The organism is Pseudomonas sp. 14P5.3.2, assembly GCF_057799175.1.
The window spans coordinates 167,824-186,226 of sequence record NZ_JBYOKU010000007.1 but is presented as its reverse complement, the minus strand read 5'-3'; the positions used below and the strand labels follow the sequence as shown (position 1 = coordinate 186,226).

Here is an 18,403-nt window from a genome sequence, read left to right as displayed (position 1 = left end):
ACCCGCTGTCCATGGACTGCACCACCGCCACTTACCGAGTGGCGTCAGGACGTTTCATGACATTCGATTACGCATTTATCCTCAGCACCCTGCCGGCCTTTCTCAAAGCCGTGGGCGTGACGCTGCAGGTCGGGTTCATCGCCATCGGCACGTCGCTGCTGGTGGCGCTGCTCAACGCGACGATTCTGGTGTTTCGCACGCCTTACCTGCAGCGCGCCGTCGGCCTGTATGTAGAACTGGCGCGCAACACGCCGCTGCTGATTCAACTGTTCTTCGTCTACTTCGCCTTGCCAGCGCTGGGGATCAAGGTTTCCGGGTTCACCGCTGCAATCATCACCATGACCTTCCTCGGCGGTGCTTACCTCACTGAGGTGCTGCGTGCCGGTGTCGACGCGGTGCCGCAGGCGCAACTGGAATCGGGGCGTTCCATCGGCCTGTCCCACGGCCAGTTGCTGCGTTACGTGATCCTGCCGCAAGCGGGGATTCTCAGCCTGCCGTCGCTGTTCGCCAATTTCATTTTCCTGCTCAAGGAAACCACCGTGGTCTCGGCGGTGGCCGTGCCGGAAATCCTCTACACCACCAAGAGCTACATCGCGCTCTACTACAAAACCTACGAAATGCTCGCCGTGCTGACGCTGATTTGCGTGCTGTTGTTCTTGCCGCTGTCGCTGCTGCTCAGCCGTCTGGAAAGGAGGCTCCAGCATGGCCAGTTCGGGTCTTGAACTGCTCTGGGTGTCGTTGCCGCAACTGGCAAAAGGCGCCGGGCAAACCTTGTCGATCTCGTTCCTGAGCATTGCGATCAGCACCATTGGCGGCGTGCTCTACGGCGTATTGCGCACGCTCAACGTGACGTGGCTGAACGCGATCCTACGGGTCTATCTGGAACTGTTCCGGGCGATCCCGGTGCTGGTCTGGCTGTACCTGCTGTTTTTCGGCCTGCCGATTTTCTTCGGTTTGAGCTTGCCGAGCTTCTGGTGCGCGGTGCTGGTGCTGTCGCTGTGGGGCGCCAGCGAGGTCGGCGAAGTGGCCCGTGGCGCGCTGCATTCGTTGCCGCGCGGGCAGCGTGAGGCGGGATTGTCGATCGGCCTCAATGCGGCGCAACTGTATGGCTACGTGTTGTTGCCGCAAGCGCTGAAACGCATGACGCCGCCGACCATCAACGTCTACACGCGGATCATCAAGACCAGCTCGCTGGCGGTGCTGATCGGCGTGGTCGATGTGATCAAGGTCGGCCAGCAGATCATCGAGCGCACCTACGAATCGGTGCTGATCTACGGCGCGCTGTTTCTGTTTTTCTTTTTCATCTGCTACCCGCTGTCGGCCGCCTCGCGCGTGCTGGAGCGGCGCTGGACGCAAGCATGAGCGCATTGATCGAGTTTCACGGTTTCAACAAATTCTACGGCGAACAGCAGGTGCTCAAGGGCATCGACCTGCAAGTGCGCAGCGGCGAAGTGATCGTTATCCTCGGCCCCAGCGGTTGTGGCAAAAGCACCTTGCTGCGTTGCCTCAATGGTCTGGAGGAGGCCCACAGCGGCAGCCTGAAATTTGTCGGCCGCGAGCTGCTGGACAAGGCCACCGACTGGCGCGAGATCCGCCAGCAGATCGGCATGGTGTTCCAGAGTTATCACCTGTTCCCGCACATGAGCGTGCTCGACAATTTGCTGCTCGGCCCGCTCAAGGTGCAAAAGCGCCAGCGCCGTGAAGCGCAGCAGCAAGCCGAAGCCTTGCTTGAGCGCGTGGGCCTGGCGGACAAGCGCGATGCGTTCCCGCGCCAGCTCTCCGGCGGCCAGCAGCAACGCATCGCCATCGTCCGTTCGTTGTGCATGAACCCGCGGGTCATGCTCTTCGATGAAGTCACCGCCGCCCTCGACCCGGAGATGGTCAAGGAAGTGCTGCAAGTGATTCAGGGCCTGGCTCGCGAGGGCATGACCCTGCTGATCGTCACCCATGAAATGGCCTTCGCCCGCGCGGTGGCCGACCGTATCGTGTTCATGGATGCCGGACGCATCCTTGAACAGAACCCGCCCGAGATTTTCTTTACGAACCCGCAAACCGCACGCGCGCAGCAGTTTCTGGAGAAGTTCTCCTTCGTTGCAACACTGCCTGAAACGAATCCGACAAAGGAACTGGAACCGCTATGAAAACTGCCAAGTCATCCCTGTTTTTACTGCCGCTGCTGGGGCTCGCGCTGCTCGCCGGCTGCAACAAATCCGAAGAACCGGCCAAGCCGAAAGTCGCCAGCGAAAGCACCGCGCCGGCCAGCTATCTGGACAAGATCAAGGCCCGCGACAAACTGATCGTCGGCGTATTCACCGACAAGCCACCGTTCGGTTTCGTCGATGAAGCCGGGCGCTACGTCGGCTTCGACACCGATATCGGTCGGCGTTTCGCCAAGGATCTGCTGGGCGACGAGAACAAGGTCGAGTTCGTGGCCGTGGAGCCGGCGAGCCGCATTCCGTTCCTGCAGAGCGACAAGGTCGACCTGATCCTCGCCAACATGACCGTGACCCCGGAGCGCAAGGAAGCGGTGGAATTCACCAACCCGAACCTCAAGGTCGCAGTCCAGGCACTGGTACCGCAGGGCAGTTCCGTGAAGAACCTCGATGACCTGGCGACCCGCACCACTATCGTCACCACCGGCACCACGGCCGACATCTGGCTGACCAAGAATCACCCGGACTGGAAACTGCTGAAGTTCGAGAAGAATTCCGAGTCGCTGCAAGCGCTGGCCAACGGTCGCGGCGACGCCTACGCGCAGGACAATCTGGTGCTGTTCAGCTGGGCCAAGCAAAATCCGGGCTACCGCGTGCTGGACGAAAAGCTCGGGGCTGAGGCGCCGATTGCGCCGGCGGTGAAGAAGGGCAATATCGAGCTGCGTGACTGGGTGAATACCGAGCTGGCCAAGTTGGGTGAAGAGAAGTACCTGCTCAAGCTGTATGACCAATACGTGCGTAAAGAGCTGAGCGATGACACCAAGCCTGAGAGCGTGATTGTCGAGGGTGGCAAGTGGCAGGGGTGATTGGCCGTTAAATCTGCGCTGACCTGAAGGTCCTCTTCGCGAGCAGGCTCGCTCCCACAGGGGTACGCATTCCAACTGTGGGAGCGGGCTTGCTCGCGAAAGCGGTGGTTCAGGCGCCGCTCAATCCGGCCAGTTCCACGCCGGCTCATCCAGCACCCGCTGGCCGACAATCCCGGTCTGCCCCAGCGTCTTCTCCAGCACGATGCAGTTGCACTCGGGATCTTCCTGCAACGCCGAAATCAACCGTCGTGCGTGGGACACCACCCACACCTGACACTCCTGCGAAGCGCGAATGATCAAGCGTGCCAGCGCCGGCAGCAGATCCGGATGCAGACTGGTTTCCGGTTCGTTGAGCACCATCAATGACGGCGGGCGTGGCGTCAGCAGCGCCGCGATCAGCAGCAGATAACGCAACGTGCCGTCCGACAGCTCCGCCGCCGACAGCGGTCGCAACAATCCTTCCTGATAAAACTCGATGGCAAAGCGTCCGCCGGCCAGCGGCGCGATGTTCAGCCGTGCGCCGGGGAAGGCATCGCTGATCGCTGCCTGCAACGCTTCGGGGTCGCCGATTTCGCGAATGGTCTGCAACGCTGCGGCCAGATCCCGACCGTCGTGATGCAGCACTGGCGTGCGCGTGCCCAGTTGCGGCTGGCGCACCGGGGCGTCGGCGTCGCTGCGGAAGTGATCGTAGAAGCGCCAGCGGCGGATGAATTCGCGCATCTGGAACACCTCCGGTGAACTGCGCAGGCTGCCGACCTGATCGAACAGGCTGTCGAAGTTCGGCGTGTGCTGGGCCAGCACGTCCCAGCCGCGCCCTTCGCGGGCGCGAATCATCGGGCCGTGGCGATCCACCAGCAGGCTCGCCGGACGATAGAGCGGCCCGGCCCAGATGCATTCCTTCTTGATCTCCGGATCGAGGGAGAAGAACGAGAGGCTCGGCTCCGGCAAGCCGAGAGCGATCGCGTAGCTGAAGTCTTCCCCGGCAAACCCCAGACGCAGGCGTTTGACGCCCTGCCGCACGGTCGGCTCGATCGCCACTTCGCCGTTGCGCATGCGCCGGCTGATGGTTTCCGGCCCGGCCCAGAACGTCGAATCCAGCCCACCCTCGCGGGCCAGCGCATTGACCACGCCACCCTGCGCGGTTTCCGCCAGCAGGCGCAGCGCGCGGTACAGGTTGGACTTGCCACTGCCGTTGGGGCCGGTGATCAGATTCAAGCGGCCCAGCGGAATCACCAATTTATTGATCGAGCGGTAATTGGCTACCGCGAGGGTCTTGAGCATGGGCGTTTCCTTCTGCCGGAACCGATAGTGTGCCGTGCCGGTACCCCTGTGGCGAGGGAGCTTGCTCCCGCCGGGCTGCGAAGCGGCCCCAACCCCCGATTCGAGAGGTTTGCGCCTGCTTCGCAGTCGAGCGGGAGCAAGCTCCCTCGCCACAGAAATCAATGTGGAAAATGCGTTATTCCCGCGAGCGAAGGTTGAACCCTGTTCTAAGCTCACAGTCGTATCGTCACTTGCACGTTCGTACACAGGAAGGAGTCTGCATGGCGAGTCCCGGATTGAAAACAGTGGTCGTGCTGAGCCTGCTCACGGCGCTGACCGCTTGCGGCAAGAAAGAGGCCCCGGCGGAGTACTTCCCCCGGGTCTTTGTGCAAGTGGTGAAACCGGCTGACTATGCCGCTGCCGTGACCCTCACCGGTGACGTGCAGGCGCGGGTGCAGACCGAACTGTCGTTCCGGGTCGGCGGCAAGATCATCCAGCGCATGGTCGATGTCGGCGACCGGGTGAGCGCCAAACAGGTGCTGGCCAAACTCGATCCCAAGGATTTGCAGACCAACGTCGATTCCGCCCAGGCGCAGGTTGTCGCCGAGCAGGCGCGGGTCAAACAAAGCGCGGCGGCGTTCGTGCGGCAGCAAAAACTGTTGCCCAAGGGCTACACCAGCCAGAGCGAATTCGACTCCGCCCAAGCCGCGTTGCGCAGCAGCCAGAGCGCTCTGAACGCGGCCCAGGCGCAACTGGCCAATGCCAAGGATCAGTTGAGCTACACCTCGCTGATCGCCGATGCCCCCGGCATCATCACCGAGCGCCAGGCTGAAGTCGGCCAGGTGGTTCAGGCGACCGCGCCGATTTTCAAACTGGCCCGCGATGGCGACCGCGATGCGGTGTTCAACGTCTACGAATCGCTGCTCTCGGAACGGCCTGCCGATCGCTCGATCGTCGTCAGTCTGCTCGACAACCCAAATATCAAGACCACCGGCACCGTACGTGAAATCACCCCGGCGGTGTCGGCGCAATCGGGCACGGTGCAGGTCAAGGTCACCCTCGACAGTCTGCCGCAGGGCATGCAGCTCGGCTCGGTGGTCAGCGCCACCGCCAAGGGCACTGGCAAAACGGCAGTGGAATTGCCGTGGTCGGCGCTGACCAAAAACATCAGCGACCCGGCGGTGTGGATGGTCGATGACAAGGGTCAAGCGCAATTGCATAACGTCACCGTCGGCCGCTACCTGACCGGCAAGGTCATCATCAGCGGCGGTCTCAACGGCGGCGAAAAAGTCATCGTTGCCGGTGGACAACTGCTGCACCCGGGCATGAAAGTCGAAATCGCCGAAAACACCTATAAGGATCTGCAACCGGGAGCACAGCCATGAAGCGTTTGGGGCTGTTGTCCATTGGCGTGCTGCTGGCTGCCTGCTCGAAAAGCGAACCACCGCCGGAGCCGGTGCGGCCGGTGCTGTCGATCAAGGTGCAGGCGCTGAACGAAGAAACCCTCGGGCGTTTTGCCGGCAGCATTCAGGCGCGCTACGAGAGCAACACCGGGTTTCGCGTTGGCGGGCGCATCGCCAGTCGCAATGTCGATGTCGGCGCCGAAGTGGATAAGGGCACGCTGCTTGCCACCCTCGACCCGACTGATCAGCAGAACCAGTTGCGCTCGGCCCAGGGCGATCTGGCCAAGGTGCAGGCGCAACTGATCAACGCTCAGGCCAATGCCCGGCGTCAGCAAGCGCTGTTTGATCGCGGCGTGGGCGCCCAGGCACAACTGGACATCGCCACCACCGACCTGAAAACCACCCAGGCTTCGCTCGATCAGGCGCGGGCGGCGGTCAACCAGAGCAAGGATCAGCTCGGCTACACCGAACTGCGCGCCGACCACAAAGCCGTGGTCACGGCATGGAATGCCGAGGCCGGCCAAGTGGTAACCGCCGGCCAGCAAGTGGTGACCCTGGCGCAACCGGACATCAAGGAAGCGGTGATCGACCTGCCGGATACGCTGGTCGATCAGATCCCCGCCGACGTGGTGTTTCTGGTGGCCGCGCAGCTCGACTCGAGCATCAGCACCACGGCGATCATTCGCGAAATCGAACCCCAGGCACAGAGCGCCACGCGTACCCGTCGTGCACGCCTGACCCTGAGCGAAACCCCGCCCGGGTTTCGTCTTGGCACGGCGATCAGCGTGACCCTCAGCTCGGCCATCAAGTCGCGGATCGAGTTGCCTGCGACGGCGTTGCAGGAAGTCGACGGCAAGACCCGTATCTGGGTCATCGACCCCCAGAGCAAAACCGTCTCCCCCCGTGACGTCAGCGTGACCAGCCGCACTGACAGCACCGTGGTGCTGGCCGGCGGGGTCAAAAGTGGTGAGCAGGTGGTCAGCGCAGGCGTCAACAGCCTCAAACCCGGACAAGCCGTGAAACTCGACGAGGACAGTCAATGAAAGGCTCTTTCAATCTCTCCGAATGGGCCCTCAAGCATCAGTCGTTCGTCTGGTACCTGATGTTCGTCGCGCTGCTGATGGGGGTGTTTTCCTACTTCAATCTGGGGCGCGAAGAAGACCCGTCGTTCACCATCAAGACCATGGTCATCCAGACCAAGTGGCCGGGCGCAACCCAGGAAGAAACCCTCAAGCAGGTCACCGACCGCATCGAGAAAAAACTTGAGGAACTCGACTCCCTCGATTACGTGAAAAGCTACACGCGGCCCGGTGAATCGACGGTCTACGTGTACCTGCGCGACACCACCAGCGCCAAGGACATTCCGGAAATCTGGTACCAGGTACGCAAGAAGATCGATGACATTCGTGGGCAGTTTCCCCAAGGGATTCAGGGACCCGGATTCAACGATGAGTTCGGTGACGTCTACGGCTCGGTCTATGCCTTTACTGCCGATGGCCTGACCATGCGCCAGTTGCGCGACTACGTGGAACAGGCCCGCGCCGAGATCCGCAACGTGCCGGGGCTGGGCAAGATCGAGATGGTCGGCCAGCAGGACGAAGTGATCTACCTGAACTTCTCCACGCGCAAACTCGCCGCGCTGGGCATCGATCAGCGCCAGGTGGTGCAGAGCCTGCAATCGCAGAACGCGGTGACCCCGGCGGGTGTGATCGAGGCCGGTCCGGAGCGGATTTCCGTGCGCACCTCGGGGCAGTTCGCTTCGGAGAAGGATCTGGCCGAGGTCAATCTCAAGCTCAATGACCGCTTCTATCGTCTGGCCGATGTCGCCGACATCAGCCGTGGTTACGTCGACCCGGCCACCCCGGAATTTCGCTTCGACGGCAAACCGGCCATCGGCCTGGCGATTGCCATGCAGAAGGGCGGTAACGTGCAGGCGTTCGGTAAGGCGCTGCACGCGCGCATCGACCAGTTGACGGCCGACCTGCCGGTGGGCGTCGGCGTGCACACCGTGTCTGATCAGGCGGTGGTGGTGGAAGAGGCCGTCGGCGGCTTCACCAGCGCGCTGTTCGAAGCGGTGATCATCGTCCTGGTGGTCAGCTTCATCAGCCTCGGCGTGCGCGCCGGGCTGGTGGTGGCGTGCTCGATTCCGCTGGTGCTGGCGATGGTCTTCGTGTTCATGGAGTACAGCGGCATCACCATGCAGCGGATTTCCCTCGGTGCGCTGATCATCGCCCTCGGCCTGCTGGTGGACGACGCGATGATCACCGTGGAGATGATGGTCACGCGCCTGGAAATGGGCGAGACCAAGGAGCAGGCGGCCACGTTCGCCTACACCTCCACAGCGTTCCCGATGCTCACCGGTACGCTGGTGACGGTCGCCGGGTTTGTGCCGATCGGCCTCAACGCCAGCTCGGCCGGTGAGTACACCTTCACCCTGTTTGCGGTAATCGCGGTGGCGATGCTGGTGTCGTGGATCGTCGCGGTGCTGTTCGCACCGGTGATTGGCGTGCACATTCTCAGCACCAACGTGAAACCCCACGCAGCCGAGCCGGGGCGCATTGGCCGGGCATTCAATCACGGCTTGTTGTGGTCGATGCGTAACCGCTGGTGGGCGATCGGCATCACCGTGTTGTGCTTCGTGCTGGCAGTGTTCTGCATGCGCTTTGTGCAGAACCAGTTTTTCCCGTCCTCCGATCGCCCGGAAATCCTCGTCGATCTGAACCTGCCGCAAAACGCCTCGATCGACGAAACCCGCAAGGCCGTGGACAAGCTCGAAGCCACGCTCAAGGGCGACCCGGACATCGTGCGCTGGAGCACTTACATCGGTCAGGGCGCGATCCGTTTCTACCTGCCGCTCGACCAGCAATTGCAGAACCCGTACTACGCGCAACTGGTGATCGTCAGCAAAGACTTCAAAGCCCGCGAGGCTCTGAGCCAACGCCTGCGTGAGCGCCTGCACAAGGACTTCGTCGGCATCGGCAGTTACGTGCAGGCGCTGGAAATGGGCCCGCCGGTGGGCCGGCCGATCCAGTACCGGGTCAGCGGCAAGGACATCGATCAGGTGCGCAAGCACGCCATCGACCTGGCGACCGAGCTGGACAAGAACGAACACATCGGCGAGATCATTTACGACTGGAACGAACCGGGCAAAGTCCTGCGTATCGACATCGCCCAGGACAAGGCGCGTCAGCTCGGGCTGTCGTCGGAAGACGTGGCGAAGTTGATGAACAGCATCGTCAGCGGTTCGCCACTGACCCAGGTCGATGACGATATCTACCTGATCAACGTGGTCGGGCGCGCGGTGGATTCCGAGCGCGGCACCCCGGAAACCCTGCAGAACCTGCAGATCGTCACGCCCAACGGCACCTCGATTCCGCTGCTGGCCTTCGCCACCGTGCGGTATGAGCTGGAGCAGCCGCTGGTGTGGCGTCGCGACCGTCTGCCGACCATCACCATCAAGGCCTCGGTGCGCGACGAGATCCAGCCGACCGACCTGGTGAAACTGCTCAAGCCATCAATCGATGCCTTCGCTGAAAAGCTGCCGGTCGGCTACAAAGTCGCCACCGGCGGTACGGTCGAGGAAAGCGGCAAGGCCCAGGGGCCGATCGCCAAGGTGCTGCCGTTGATGCTGTTTTTGATGGCGACCTTCCTGATGATCCAGCTGCACAGCGTGCAGAAGATGTTCCTGGTGGCGAGTGTCGCGCCGCTGGGTCTGATCGGCGTGGTGCTGGCGCTGGTGCCGACCGGCACGCCGATGGGCTTCGTGGCGATCCTCGGGATTCTGGCGCTGATCGGCATCATCATCCGCAACTCGGTGATTCTGGTGACGCAGATCGATGAGTACGAGAAGAAGGGCTATGCGCCGTGGGATGCGGTCGTGGAAGCGACCGAACACCGCCGCCGACCGATCCTGCTGACCGCCGCGGCGGCGAGCATGGGCATGATCCCGATTGCCCGCGAAGTGTTCTGGGGGCCGATGGCTTACGCGATGATTGGCGGGATCGTGGTCGCGACGTTGCTGACGCTGCTGTTTTTGCCGGCGCTGTATGTGGCCTGGTACAGGATTCGCGAGCCGAAGAAAGAGACCGCTTAAAAGCGAGTGCTGCGCACTCTATTCGCGAGCAAGCCCGCTCCCACAGGGGGGACGCATCCCAACTGTGGGAGCGGGCTTGCTCGCGAAGGCGTCAGAACTGCCTACGCAGATTTACGCCAGACACTGGCCAGCCAAGGCTGTTGCTCGCGCGGCAACCCTGCAGGCCGGTAGTAATGCTCAAGCTCGACAAACCCCGCCGCCGTCAGCAACCCGCGCCACGCCTCCAGGTCGTGATATGAGCCATAACGCGGCCCGTTCCAGCCCTCACGGTTATCTCCGCGCGGATTGGAACTGAACAACACCCCGCCCGGTTTCAACGTGGCATGCAGCTGCTTGAGCACTCGCGGCAACTCCTGCAACGGCACATGAAACAGCACTGCATTGGCGAAGATCCCGTCGAAGCGCTCGGCCGGCAGATCAAGTTTCAGAAAGTCCTGACACCACACTTCACAGCCACTGTCTGCCCGTGCCATTTGCGCGAATTGCTCTGCACCGTCGAGGCCGACCGCAACGTGGCCCATGCGGGTGAACGTGCGCAAGTCACGCCCCGGCCCACAGCCGAAATCGAGAATGGAGAACGGCGCCGTGCCCTGGATATGGCGAAGCAAGGCGTCGATGTTCTGGCTGACATCGTGATCGCGGGTGCCTTCGCGAAAGTCTTCGGCCACCGAGTTGTAGTGGCCGAGGGTGGTGGCGGTGATCTGTTCCAGATCGGTGGGGGTTTGCTTCATGGTCGAGGGCTGCGCGGCAGTTGGGATTCGCCGAATATACGCCATCAGGTCTGGGGCTGCTGCGCAGCCATTCGCGAGCAGGCTCGCTCCCACAGGGGAACGCATTCCAAATGTGGGAGCGAGCCTGCTCGCGAAAGCGGTTTCAAAAGCGTCGAATGAGCCCTGCTGAAATCAGCGCTTGTTCAGGCCCCGCGCCAGACGATCCCCACCCAACTGAATCACCGCCACCAACGCCACCAGCAACACAATCACCGTCAGCATGATCTGGCTGTCAAAGCGCTGATAGCCGTAGCGGTAGGCGATGTCGCCCAGCCCTCCGGCACCAATCGCCCCGGCCATGGCCGACGAGTTGATCATCGTCACCAGCGTAATCGTGAACCCGCCAACAATCCCCGGCAGCGCTTCAGGCAACAGCACATGCCAGACGATGTGCCAGCGTCGGCAGCCCATGGCCTGCGCCGCCTCGATCAATCCGTGATCGACCTCACGCAAACTCACTTCGGCAATCCGCGCAAAGAACGGCGTCGCGGCAATCGTCAGCGGCACCACCGCCGCCCACACACCGTACGTGGTGCCGACAATCAGCCGGGTGAACGGAATCAGCGCGACCATCAGAATCAGAAACGGGATCGAGCGGAACAGGTTGACGAACGCGCCCAACGCTTTGTTGAGTACGGGCGCTTCGTAGATTCCGCCCTTGTCGCTGGTGACCAGAATCACCGCCATCGGGATCCCCACCAGCAAGGCGATCAGCGACGACACGCCGACCATCAGGAAGGTGTCGATGAAACCCTGGAGCAAACGATCAAACCACATAACCCGATACCTCCACCCGTTGTGCCCACTGCGCGGCGCGCTCGCGCAATTGTTCGGCGCTCAAGGTCGAGCCGCTGACCGCCAACAACAGTTGTCCCAGCGCGTGGCCCTGAATCCGTTCGACGCCGCCCTGCAGCAACTTCACCCGACCACCGAGGGCGGCGAACAGGGCTGCCAGATCCGGCTCGTCGCCGGCACTGCCAGTGAACTGCAAACGCAGCACCACCGCTGCGCCCGGGGAGGGCGGCTGGGCATGCAGACGGCTTTGCAGTTCTTCCGGCAAGGCGTGTTGCAGCGGCGCGAGCAAGGTCTGGCTGACCTCGTGCTGCGGATTGCCGAACACCTCCCAGACGGGGCCCTGCTCGACGATCCGTCCGTGTTCCAGCACCACCACGCGGTCGCAGATTTCGCGGATCACCGCCATTTCGTGTGTGATCAAAACAATCGTCAGGCCCAGGCGCTGATTGATCTCGCGCAGCAGGCCGAGGATCGATTGGGTGGTCTCCGGATCGAGCGCTGAAGTGGCTTCGTCGCAGAGCAGAATGTCCGGGTCATGCACCAATGCGCGGGCGATGCCGACGCGCTGCTTCTGCCCGCCGGACAGCTGCGCCGGGTAGGCCTTGTGCTTGGCTTGCAGGCCGACCAGTTCGAGCAGTTCACGCACCTTCTGCTCGCGTTGCGCCTTCGGCACGCCCGCGACTTTCAGCGGCAGTTCGACGTTCTGCCACACGGTCTTGGCCGACATCAGGTTGAAGTGCTGGAAGATCATGCCGATGCGCCGGCGCAGGGCGACCAGACGGTCTTCGTCGAACTCGCCGATGTCGACCTGATCGATCAGCACCCGCCCCGCGGTCGGTTGTTCCAGACGATTGATCGTACGGATCAGCGACGACTTGCCGGCGCCGCTGCGACCGATGATGCCGAACACCTCGCCGCGCTGGATCGCCAGATCGATGCCTTGCAGGGCCGCGACCGGGCCTTGCCGCCCCTCGTAGGTTTTACCCAGGCCGATGAAGCGCACGTGGGCGCGATTCAGCTCGGGATGCAGTTCGGTTTTTTCAGCATTTTTGGGCTCTGGAATATCCAGTCGCCGTTGGATCGCGGCGGTCATGCTCAGCTTTCCCAACCGGCCTGATACAGCTTGCCGTGGGCCTTATCCAGCGCGGCGCGAACGGCCGGCGAGTGCTGATAGATGTCGACGAATTTGATCAGGCGCGGGTCGTCCTTGCTTTTGGGCTGGATCACGAACTGAATCACGTATTCCTTGTGGTCGAGACCGTCGAACAGCAACGCGGAGCCGGCGTCGAAGGTCTTCGCCAGACGGATGTAGGCCGGGTAGCCCTGGACCAGATCGGCGTCATCGTAGGCGCGCACCAGTTGCACGGCTTCGACTTGCAGGATCTTGATCTTCTTCGGGTTGGCAACGATGTCGTCCTCGGTGGCCTTGTAGCCGACCCCCGGTTTCAGGGTAATCAGACCGGCCTTGGCCAGCAGTTGCAGACCGCGACCGCTGTTGATCGGGTCGTTGGCGATGGCGACGCTGGCGCCTTCAGGCAACTCGTCGAAGCTTTTGTATTTTTTCGAATAGAGGCCGACGTTGTTGATGATCCCCGGGGCGAACGGCACCAGGTCAAAACCGGCGGCAGCCTTGGCATTTTCGAGGAACGGGATGTGCTGGAAGTAGTTCACGTCGATGTCGCCGGCGGCGAGGCTGACGTTCGGTGCGATCCAGTCGGTGAACTCCACCAGCTCGACTTTCAGGCCTTGCTTGGAGGCCTCTTCGACGGCGGCTTCCAGGGGAATGGCGAAGGCGGCGGTGGTGCCGATTTTCAGTGGAGCGTCGGCAGCGAACACCGCCGAGCTGAACAGGCCGAAGGCCAGGGCCAGTGCTTTGACTGGGTGGGACAGGAATTTCTGGGTCATGGTGTGGTTTCCAGTCAGTGCATGAATTTTGTGGTGTCTGGTCGGGCCTCATCGCGAGCAGGCTCACTCCTACATTTGGGTGGGAGCGGGCTTGCTCGCGAAGCTTTTAGCGGCGAAATGACGATCCGGTGTGTTGCTCAGGTAAATGCGCCTCACCGTGGAACAACTTCTCGCGCAAGCTGCCGTTGTCATACGCGGTCTTGTACGACCCGCGCCGTTGCAGCTCTGGAATCACCAGCTCAATGAAATCGACATAGCTTTCCGGGGTCACGATGCGCGTCAGGTTGAAGCCGTCGAGTCCCGTTTCAGCGATCCACGATTCCAGTTCATCCGCCACTTGCTCAGGCGAGCCGACCACGGTGATGTAGCGGCCACCGAGGGCGTGCTGCTCGAGCAATTTGCGCCGGGTCCAGTCGTTGTTCTGCAGGTTCTTGGTCGCGGACTGGATGGCATTGCTCTTGACGTACTGGATCGGTTCGTCGATTTCGTATTGGGAAAAGTCGATGCCGGTGGAGGCTGAGAAATGCGCGACGCCGGCCTCGGCGCTGGCATAACTCAGGTACTCGGCGTGCTTGGCCCACGCGGCTTCTTCGGTCGCGCCGACGATCACGTTGAGGCCCATGAACACCTTGATGTCCTCGGGATTGCGTCCGGCTTCGACGGCGCTGGCGCGGACCTTGTCCACCTGCACTTTGGTCGACGGCTTGTTCTGGCCGCTGATGAATACGCACTCGGCGTGACGCCCGGCGAACAGCAAACCACGATCAGAACTGCCGGCTTGGAACAGCACCGGCGTACGCTGCGGCGACGGTTCGCAGAGGTGATAACCCTCGACCTGATAGAACTCGCCGTGGTGCTCGACCTTGTGCACCTTCTCCGGCTGCGCGTAGATGCGCTGCTCACGATCATTGATCACCGCGCCGTTTTCCCAACTGCCTTCCCAGAGTTTGTAGAGCACTTCGAGGTATTCGTCGGCCTGATCGTAACGCCGGTCATGCTCGACCTGTTCGCGCAGGCCCATGGCCTTGGCGGCGCTGTCGAGGTAACCGGTGACGATGTTCCAGCCGACCCTCCCACGACTCAGATGATCGAGCGACGACATGCGACGGGCGAACAGATAGGGCGGTTCATACGTGAGGTTGGCGGTCAGGCCGAAGCCGAGGTTTTTCGTCACGGCGGCCATCGCCGACACCAGCAGCAGCGGGTCGTTGACCGGCAACTGGATCGACTCTTTCAGCGTGACGTCCACCGAGTTCTGGTAGACGTCGTACACACCGACGATGTCGGCGATGAACAGCCCGTCGAACAAACCGCGCTCCAGCAACTGCGCCAGTTCGGTCCAGTATTCAATGGTGTTGTAGCGCGTCGAGGTGTCGCGTGGATGCGTCCACAACCCGTGGTTGATGTGGCCGATGCAGTTCATGTTGAACGCGTTGAGCAGGATCTTTTTCTTGCTCATCAGATAGTGCCCCGCAGTGGCGGTTTTTCATCGTTGAGGTAGTAATTGCCCACCGCGTGATACTTCCAGCGCACCGGGTCGTGCAGGGTGTGCACCCGGGCGTTGCGCCAGTGGCGGTCGAGGCCGTGTTCGATCAGGGTCGCCTGACTGCCGGCCAGTTCGAACAGGGTGCTGCCGGCGGCGAGCGAGATTTCAGTGCTGATCGCCCGTGCCTCGGCGACGGCAATCGACGCGGCGGCGACGGTTTCGGCGTTGGTTTCGGCCTGGGCTTTGTCGAGAAACTCGCCAGAGCGCTCAAGCAGCGCTTCGGTGGCGTGCAGACGGATGCTCAAGTGGCCGAAACTCTTCAGGGTCAGAGGGTCTTCGGTGGCCTTGTCGTTGCCGGAGTCGATCCATGGCCGGGTCTTGCTGCGCACGAAGTGCAGGGCATCTTCATAAGCAGCGCGGGCGATGCCGGTATCGATGGCGGCGTGAAGAATCTGCGCCAGCGGGCCGACCGTGGTCGGACGCTCGAAGGCGCTCTGGAACGGAATCACGTCTTCGGCAGCGACATAGACGTCTTCGAACACCACCGAACCGCTGCCGGTGGTGCGCTGGCCGAAGCCGCTCCAGTCGTCGATCACCGTCAGGCCTTGGCTGTCACGCGGGACGAAGGCCAGTTGCTGCACGCCGTTTTCATCGACGACGGAAGTCGGGATGCGCTGCGCGTAGATCGCGCCGGTCGCATAAAACTTGCGCCCGTTGATGCGATAGCCGTCGCCGTCACGCTTGAGGCTGGTGACGCGGTCGTGAGCGGTTTTGGTGCCCAGTTCCGCCAGGGCGTTGCCGAAACGTTGACCGGCCAGCACCTCGGCGTACAGCCGCTGTTTCTGCTCGTGGCTGCCGTTAACGCGCAGCACTTCGAGGGCGTAGAAATGGTTCTGCGGAATCTGTCCGAGGGAGCCGTCGGCCTGAGCGATCAGGGCGATGACTTTGGCCAGGGTCACGTTGGACACACCGGCGCCGCCGTATTCCTTGGGCACGCTGATGCCCCAGAGGCCGGAGCGGGAAAACACGTCGAGTTCCGGCAGTGGCAGGCGGCGTTCACGGTCGCGCACGGCACTGTCGCGTTTGAAATCTTCGGCCAGGTCGCTGGCGACAATCAGGGCTTGCTCATCGCTGGTGATGACCGCGACGTGATGAGAATAAGTCATGTGTTTCTCCAGAGATCTGGTCAAAAGTGTGCGGTCGTTAAATCCAGGAATGGCGAGCCGGCAAAGTGCCGTTGAGGCGATAGGCGCCGACCGCGTGATATTTCCAGCGCACCGGGTCGTGCAGGGTGTGCACCCGGGCGTTGCGCCAGTGGCGATCAAGGTTGAATTCGGCGAGGGTCGCGCGGCTGCCGGCCAGCTCGAAAAGCTTCTCGCTGGCGAGCAAGGAAATCTCGGTGGTCAGCACTTTGGCCTCGGCCACCGCAATCGAGGCGCGGGCGGCTGATTCGGCGGTCAGCGGCGCGGCATGGACTTGGTCGAGCACTTTGCCGGCCTTGCGCAGCAGCGCTTCGGCGGCGTGCAGTTCGATTTTCAGTTTGCCAATGTCGGCGATCACGTAGAGGTCGTCGCTGGCGCGGTCGACCTTGGCGTCGATCCATGGCCGCGCGCGGGTTTTGACGAATTCGATGGCGTCGTCGATGGCGCCACGGGCGATGCCGGCATCGATGGCCGCCTGAATCAGCTGCGACACGGCGCCTTGGGTATTCGGCTTCTCGTTGATCTTCCAGTTGTCGACCACCAGGCTCGACTCGACCCGCACGTTGTTCAGCAGAATCGTGCCGCTGGCGGTGGTGCGCTGACCGAAGCCCGACCAGTCATCAACGATGCGCAGACCCGGGGTGCCACGGCGGACGAAGGCCAGCACTTGCTTGCCGTCGTCATTGAGCGCCTTGACCGCCACCCAGTGCGCGAACAGCGCGCCGGTGGAATAGAACTTCTGGCCGTTGATCACGTAGTCATCGCCGTCGGCGGTGATGCGGGCTTTCAATTCCAGAGTATTTTTGGTGCCGCGCTCAGGGCCGGCATTGCCGATGCGCCAGCCTTCCAGAACACTCTGGAACAGCTGCTTTTTCTGCGCCTCGGTGGCGCTGCCGAGTACCAGGTTGATGATGCCGAACTGGTTCTGCGGGATCTGTCCCAGCGCCGGGTCGGCTGCGGAAATGATCGCGAATACCTCGGCCAGGGTGACGAATGAAACTTGTGGGCCACCGTATTCGCGCGGGATCGCAATGCTGCCCAGACCGCTGCGGGTGAACTGTTCGATTTCCGACCATGGCAGCTTGCGCTGGCGGTCGCGCTTGGCGGCCTGCACACGGGCAACCTGCGCCAGTTCGTGGGCAGCCTTGATGGCTTGGGCGTCGTTGCGCAAGACCTGCGCGGGCAACAACAGTGGGGCGATGTCCAGATCAGACTGGACGTTTGCATCGGCCAGACTGGACATCAATGCCGCTCCTTGGCTGCACGCAATGCCCTGGCGATCTGCACTGGGGTGATTGTGTTCCGGACCATACTACCTACCTCACATCTCATGAAAAACGCCGCAAAAGTGCGGCGAACGAAAGAATGTCCGGTGGTCCGGTTCATATACCCTAAGCGTGTATAAATATTAAATAAACTAACTTTTAGGAATATGTATAGAAGGGGTGGTGGTCGGGTTGGTTAACAACTTTGTTTCGGTGACTGGAGTCTGTGGCAAGGACGCTTGTCGAATCCTCGCACCGTCCCGTTCGGCTGCGCAGCAGTCGCGAAACCTGATCCCACCTTTCATTTGAATGAACGCGGTGCGCAGGTCTGGGGGCGCTTCGCACCCCAGCGGGAGCAAGCTCCCTCGCCACAAGGTTCAGCGTTCTTCTCGGCGCGATTCAGCGGCCTTCAGCTCCTGGCGCAGCGGCACCTTCAGATAAGGGTTCACACAGCCTATCTTCAGCGTTCGTGGTGGTGCCCAGCGCGAGTTGTTGCCCACCCAGTCGAGGACGCAATAGGTCACATCCAGGCGCAGATCCTCACCTCCCTCGACGATCACCGCCGGTGGCACCCAGACCTGGATCGGCAGGCCGATATCGGCGGCGGTGATCGGTGCCAGATCCATTCGCACGTCGCCCCAGCGCAAGGTGATTGCGTCATCCTCGGCCATGTTCAGGTAGGGTTCGATGGTCAGGGGCACACCGCGTTTGATCTGATTGGGGTTCACGCCCTGACGGCGGATGGTGTCGGGAAACGTGACTGGCGCGAGTTGCTGATTTTCATCACCGCACAACGGCGAAGGCTGGCCGCCGGGGCAGTCGAGCTTGACCTGCACCCGGGTTGCCGCCGACAGCGCCGGTCCCTGGCCGATCTGCATCACCCGATAATGAATCCGCGCGGTGCCACTGGCGATGAAACTCTCCGGCACCCGCAGGCTGACCGTTGCGCCAAGGTCTTCACTGGTCAGGACCCGCGAGGCGACGTAACAGTTGTTCCAGAACAGTTCGATCAGATCGCCGACGTCCATGCCGGGGTAGGGCATGACATCAATCAGCAAGTGCGCGGCAGCGGCCAGGTTGATGGCGTTTTTCTGCGCGGATGCGAGGTTCGGCGCTGCCAGTTCGGGGGTAGGCGAAGTGCGGGTCATCGGGTTCTCTCCTTGAAGTCTTGCGGCGAAGTCCGTTTCTTGAAAAAACAAAAGGCG

At 62.1% G+C, this 18,403-nt stretch carries 16 protein-coding genes; 7 read left to right on the top strand and 9 right to left on the bottom strand.

The window, feature by feature from the left end; genetic code table 11:
• Nucleotides 1-56: 56 nt before the first annotated feature.
• Genes AC27VU_RS08330 through AC27VU_RS08315 form a run of 4 tightly spaced genes read left to right on the top strand, consistent with a single transcriptional unit; the run spans nucleotide 57 to nucleotide 3,019 of the window.
• Nucleotides 57-722: an amino acid ABC transporter permease gene (locus AC27VU_RS08330; RefSeq protein WP_003220579.1), complete on the top strand. Its 666-nt coding sequence runs from the start codon at nucleotides 57-59 to the stop codon at nucleotides 720-722.
• The gene (locus AC27VU_RS08325; RefSeq protein ID WP_003220580.1) at nucleotides 703-1,362 is read left to right on the top strand and encodes an amino acid ABC transporter permease; all 660 of its coding nucleotides are present in this window, start codon (nucleotides 703-705) and stop codon (nucleotides 1,360-1,362) included. Before AC27VU_RS08330 ends, AC27VU_RS08325 begins: the two co-directional genes overlap by 20 nt.
• Nucleotides 1,359-2,141, top strand: a complete 783-nt coding sequence (locus AC27VU_RS08320; RefSeq protein WP_103485223.1) for an amino acid ABC transporter ATP-binding protein — start codon at nucleotides 1,359-1,361, stop codon at nucleotides 2,139-2,141. The genes AC27VU_RS08325 and AC27VU_RS08320 overlap by 4 nt, the downstream gene beginning before the upstream one ends.
• Complete coding sequence (locus AC27VU_RS08315) at nucleotides 2,138-3,019, top strand: transporter substrate-binding domain-containing protein (protein ID WP_003220583.1); 882 nt, start codon at nucleotides 2,138-2,140, stop codon at nucleotides 3,017-3,019. The genes AC27VU_RS08320 and AC27VU_RS08315 overlap by 4 nt, the downstream gene beginning before the upstream one ends.
• Nucleotides 3,020-3,139: 120 nt before the next feature.
• On the opposite strand, the gene AC27VU_RS08310 is transcribed toward AC27VU_RS08315, so the two are convergent.
• Nucleotides 3,140-4,300, bottom strand: a complete 1,161-nt coding sequence (locus AC27VU_RS08310) for an AAA family ATPase (protein WP_338800517.1) — start codon at nucleotides 4,298-4,300, stop codon at nucleotides 3,140-3,142.
• Nucleotides 4,301-4,560: 260 nt separating this feature from the next.
• Here AC27VU_RS08310 and AC27VU_RS08305 point away from each other — a divergent pair, with 260 nt between their 5' ends.
• Genes AC27VU_RS08305 through AC27VU_RS08295 form a run of 3 tightly spaced genes read left to right on the top strand, consistent with a single transcriptional unit; the run spans nucleotide 4,561 to nucleotide 9,775 of the window.
• Nucleotides 4,561-5,664, top strand: coding sequence for an efflux RND transporter periplasmic adaptor subunit (locus AC27VU_RS08305; RefSeq protein ID WP_488723852.1), 1,104 nt, complete (start codon nucleotides 4,561-4,563; stop codon nucleotides 5,662-5,664).
• Complete coding sequence (locus AC27VU_RS08300; RefSeq protein WP_488723851.1) at nucleotides 5,661-6,725, top strand: efflux RND transporter periplasmic adaptor subunit; 1,065 nt, start codon at nucleotides 5,661-5,663, stop codon at nucleotides 6,723-6,725. Before AC27VU_RS08305 ends, AC27VU_RS08300 begins: the two co-directional genes overlap by 4 nt.
• Nucleotides 6,722-9,775 carry an efflux RND transporter permease subunit gene (locus AC27VU_RS08295; RefSeq protein WP_003220593.1) on the top strand — a complete coding sequence of 1,018 codons (3,054 nt, stop codon included), beginning with the start codon at nucleotides 6,722-6,724 and terminating at the stop codon, nucleotides 9,773-9,775. The genes AC27VU_RS08300 and AC27VU_RS08295 overlap by 4 nt, the downstream gene beginning before the upstream one ends.
• 101 nt (nucleotides 9,776-9,876) lie before the next feature.
• Here AC27VU_RS08295 and AC27VU_RS08290 read toward each other — a convergent pair whose 3' ends face one another.
• From AC27VU_RS08290 to AC27VU_RS08255, 8 genes are all read right to left on the bottom strand, one after another.
• On the bottom strand, nucleotides 9,877-10,506 hold the full coding sequence (locus AC27VU_RS08290; RefSeq protein WP_262143440.1) for a class I SAM-dependent methyltransferase: 630 nt from the start codon (nucleotides 10,504-10,506) through the stop codon (nucleotides 9,877-9,879).
• Between the two features lie 171 nt (nucleotides 10,507-10,677).
• Nucleotides 10,678-11,322, bottom strand: coding sequence for a methionine ABC transporter permease (locus tag AC27VU_RS08285; RefSeq protein ID WP_003220597.1), 645 nt, complete (start codon nucleotides 11,320-11,322; stop codon nucleotides 10,678-10,680).
• Nucleotides 11,312-12,433, bottom strand: a complete 1,122-nt coding sequence (locus AC27VU_RS08280; protein ID WP_488723850.1) for a methionine ABC transporter ATP-binding protein — start codon at nucleotides 12,431-12,433, stop codon at nucleotides 11,312-11,314. Before AC27VU_RS08280 ends, AC27VU_RS08285 begins: the two co-directional genes overlap by 11 nt.
• A gap of 2 nt (nucleotides 12,434-12,435) precedes the next feature.
• Complete coding sequence (locus AC27VU_RS08275) at nucleotides 12,436-13,245, bottom strand: MetQ/NlpA family ABC transporter substrate-binding protein (RefSeq protein ID WP_262143442.1); 810 nt, start codon at nucleotides 13,243-13,245, stop codon at nucleotides 12,436-12,438.
• A 106-nt stretch (nucleotides 13,246-13,351) separates the two neighbouring features.
• Complete coding sequence (locus AC27VU_RS08270; protein ID WP_488723849.1) at nucleotides 13,352-14,704, bottom strand: LLM class flavin-dependent oxidoreductase; 1,353 nt, start codon at nucleotides 14,702-14,704, stop codon at nucleotides 13,352-13,354.
• Nucleotides 14,704-15,897: an SfnB family sulfur acquisition oxidoreductase gene (locus tag AC27VU_RS08265; protein ID WP_103521963.1), complete on the bottom strand. Its 1,194-nt coding sequence runs from the start codon at nucleotides 15,895-15,897 to the stop codon at nucleotides 14,704-14,706. Before AC27VU_RS08265 ends, AC27VU_RS08270 begins: the two co-directional genes overlap by 1 nt.
• 37 nt (nucleotides 15,898-15,934) lie before the next feature.
• The gene (locus tag AC27VU_RS08260) at nucleotides 15,935-17,176 is read right to left on the bottom strand and encodes an SfnB family sulfur acquisition oxidoreductase (protein ID WP_473018583.1); all 1,242 of its coding nucleotides are present in this window, start codon (nucleotides 17,174-17,176) and stop codon (nucleotides 15,935-15,937) included.
• A 399-nt stretch (nucleotides 17,177-17,575) separates the two neighbouring features.
• Complete coding sequence (locus AC27VU_RS08255) at nucleotides 17,576-18,346, bottom strand: hypothetical protein (RefSeq protein WP_400506106.1); 771 nt, start codon at nucleotides 18,344-18,346, stop codon at nucleotides 17,576-17,578.
• Nucleotides 18,347-18,403 lie beyond the last annotated feature (57 nt).

Excerpts from the sequence above, each read along its gene's own strand:
- AC27VU_RS08305 (WP_488723852.1), top strand. The coding sequence starts at position 4,561 with ATGGCGAGTCCCGGATTGAAAACAGTGGTCGTGCTGAGCCTGCTCACG.
- AC27VU_RS08300 (WP_488723851.1), top strand. The coding sequence starts at position 5,661 with ATGAAGCGTTTGGGGCTGTTGTCCATTGGCGTGCTGCTGGCTGCCTGC.
- AC27VU_RS08270 (WP_488723849.1), bottom strand. The coding sequence starts at position 14,704 with ATGAGCAAGAAAAAGATCCTGCTCAACGCGTTCAACATGAACTGCATC.
- AC27VU_RS08325 (WP_003220580.1), top strand. The coding sequence starts at position 703 with ATGGCCAGTTCGGGTCTTGAACTGCTCTGGGTGTCGTTGCCGCAACTG.
- AC27VU_RS08320 (WP_103485223.1), top strand. The coding sequence starts at position 1,359 with ATGAGCGCATTGATCGAGTTTCACGGTTTCAACAAATTCTACGGCGAA.
- AC27VU_RS08255 (WP_400506106.1), bottom strand. The coding sequence starts at position 18,346 with ATGACCCGCACTTCGCCTACCCCCGAACTGGCAGCGCCGAACCTCGCA.
- AC27VU_RS08275 (WP_262143442.1), bottom strand. The coding sequence starts at position 13,245 with ATGACCCAGAAATTCCTGTCCCACCCAGTCAAAGCACTGGCCCTGGCC.
- AC27VU_RS08295 (WP_003220593.1), top strand. The coding sequence starts at position 6,722 with ATGAAAGGCTCTTTCAATCTCTCCGAATGGGCCCTCAAGCATCAGTCG.
- AC27VU_RS08285 (WP_003220597.1), bottom strand. The coding sequence starts at position 11,322 with ATGTGGTTTGATCGTTTGCTCCAGGGTTTCATCGACACCTTCCTGATG.
- AC27VU_RS08330 (WP_003220579.1), top strand. The coding sequence starts at position 57 with ATGACATTCGATTACGCATTTATCCTCAGCACCCTGCCGGCCTTTCTC.
- AC27VU_RS08310 (WP_338800517.1), bottom strand. The coding sequence starts at position 4,300 with ATGCTCAAGACCCTCGCGGTAGCCAATTACCGCTCGATCAATAAATTG.
- AC27VU_RS08280 (WP_488723850.1), bottom strand. The coding sequence starts at position 12,433 with ATGACCGCCGCGATCCAACGGCGACTGGATATTCCAGAGCCCAAAAAT.
- AC27VU_RS08265 (WP_103521963.1), bottom strand. The coding sequence starts at position 15,897 with ATGACTTATTCTCATCACGTCGCGGTCATCACCAGCGATGAGCAAGCC.
- AC27VU_RS08315 (WP_003220583.1), top strand. The coding sequence starts at position 2,138 with ATGAAAACTGCCAAGTCATCCCTGTTTTTACTGCCGCTGCTGGGGCTC.
- AC27VU_RS08260 (WP_473018583.1), bottom strand. The coding sequence starts at position 17,176 with ATGTCCAGTCTGGCCGATGCAAACGTCCAGTCTGATCTGGACATCGCC.
- AC27VU_RS08290 (WP_262143440.1), bottom strand. The coding sequence starts at position 10,506 with ATGAAGCAAACCCCCACCGATCTGGAACAGATCACCGCCACCACCCTC.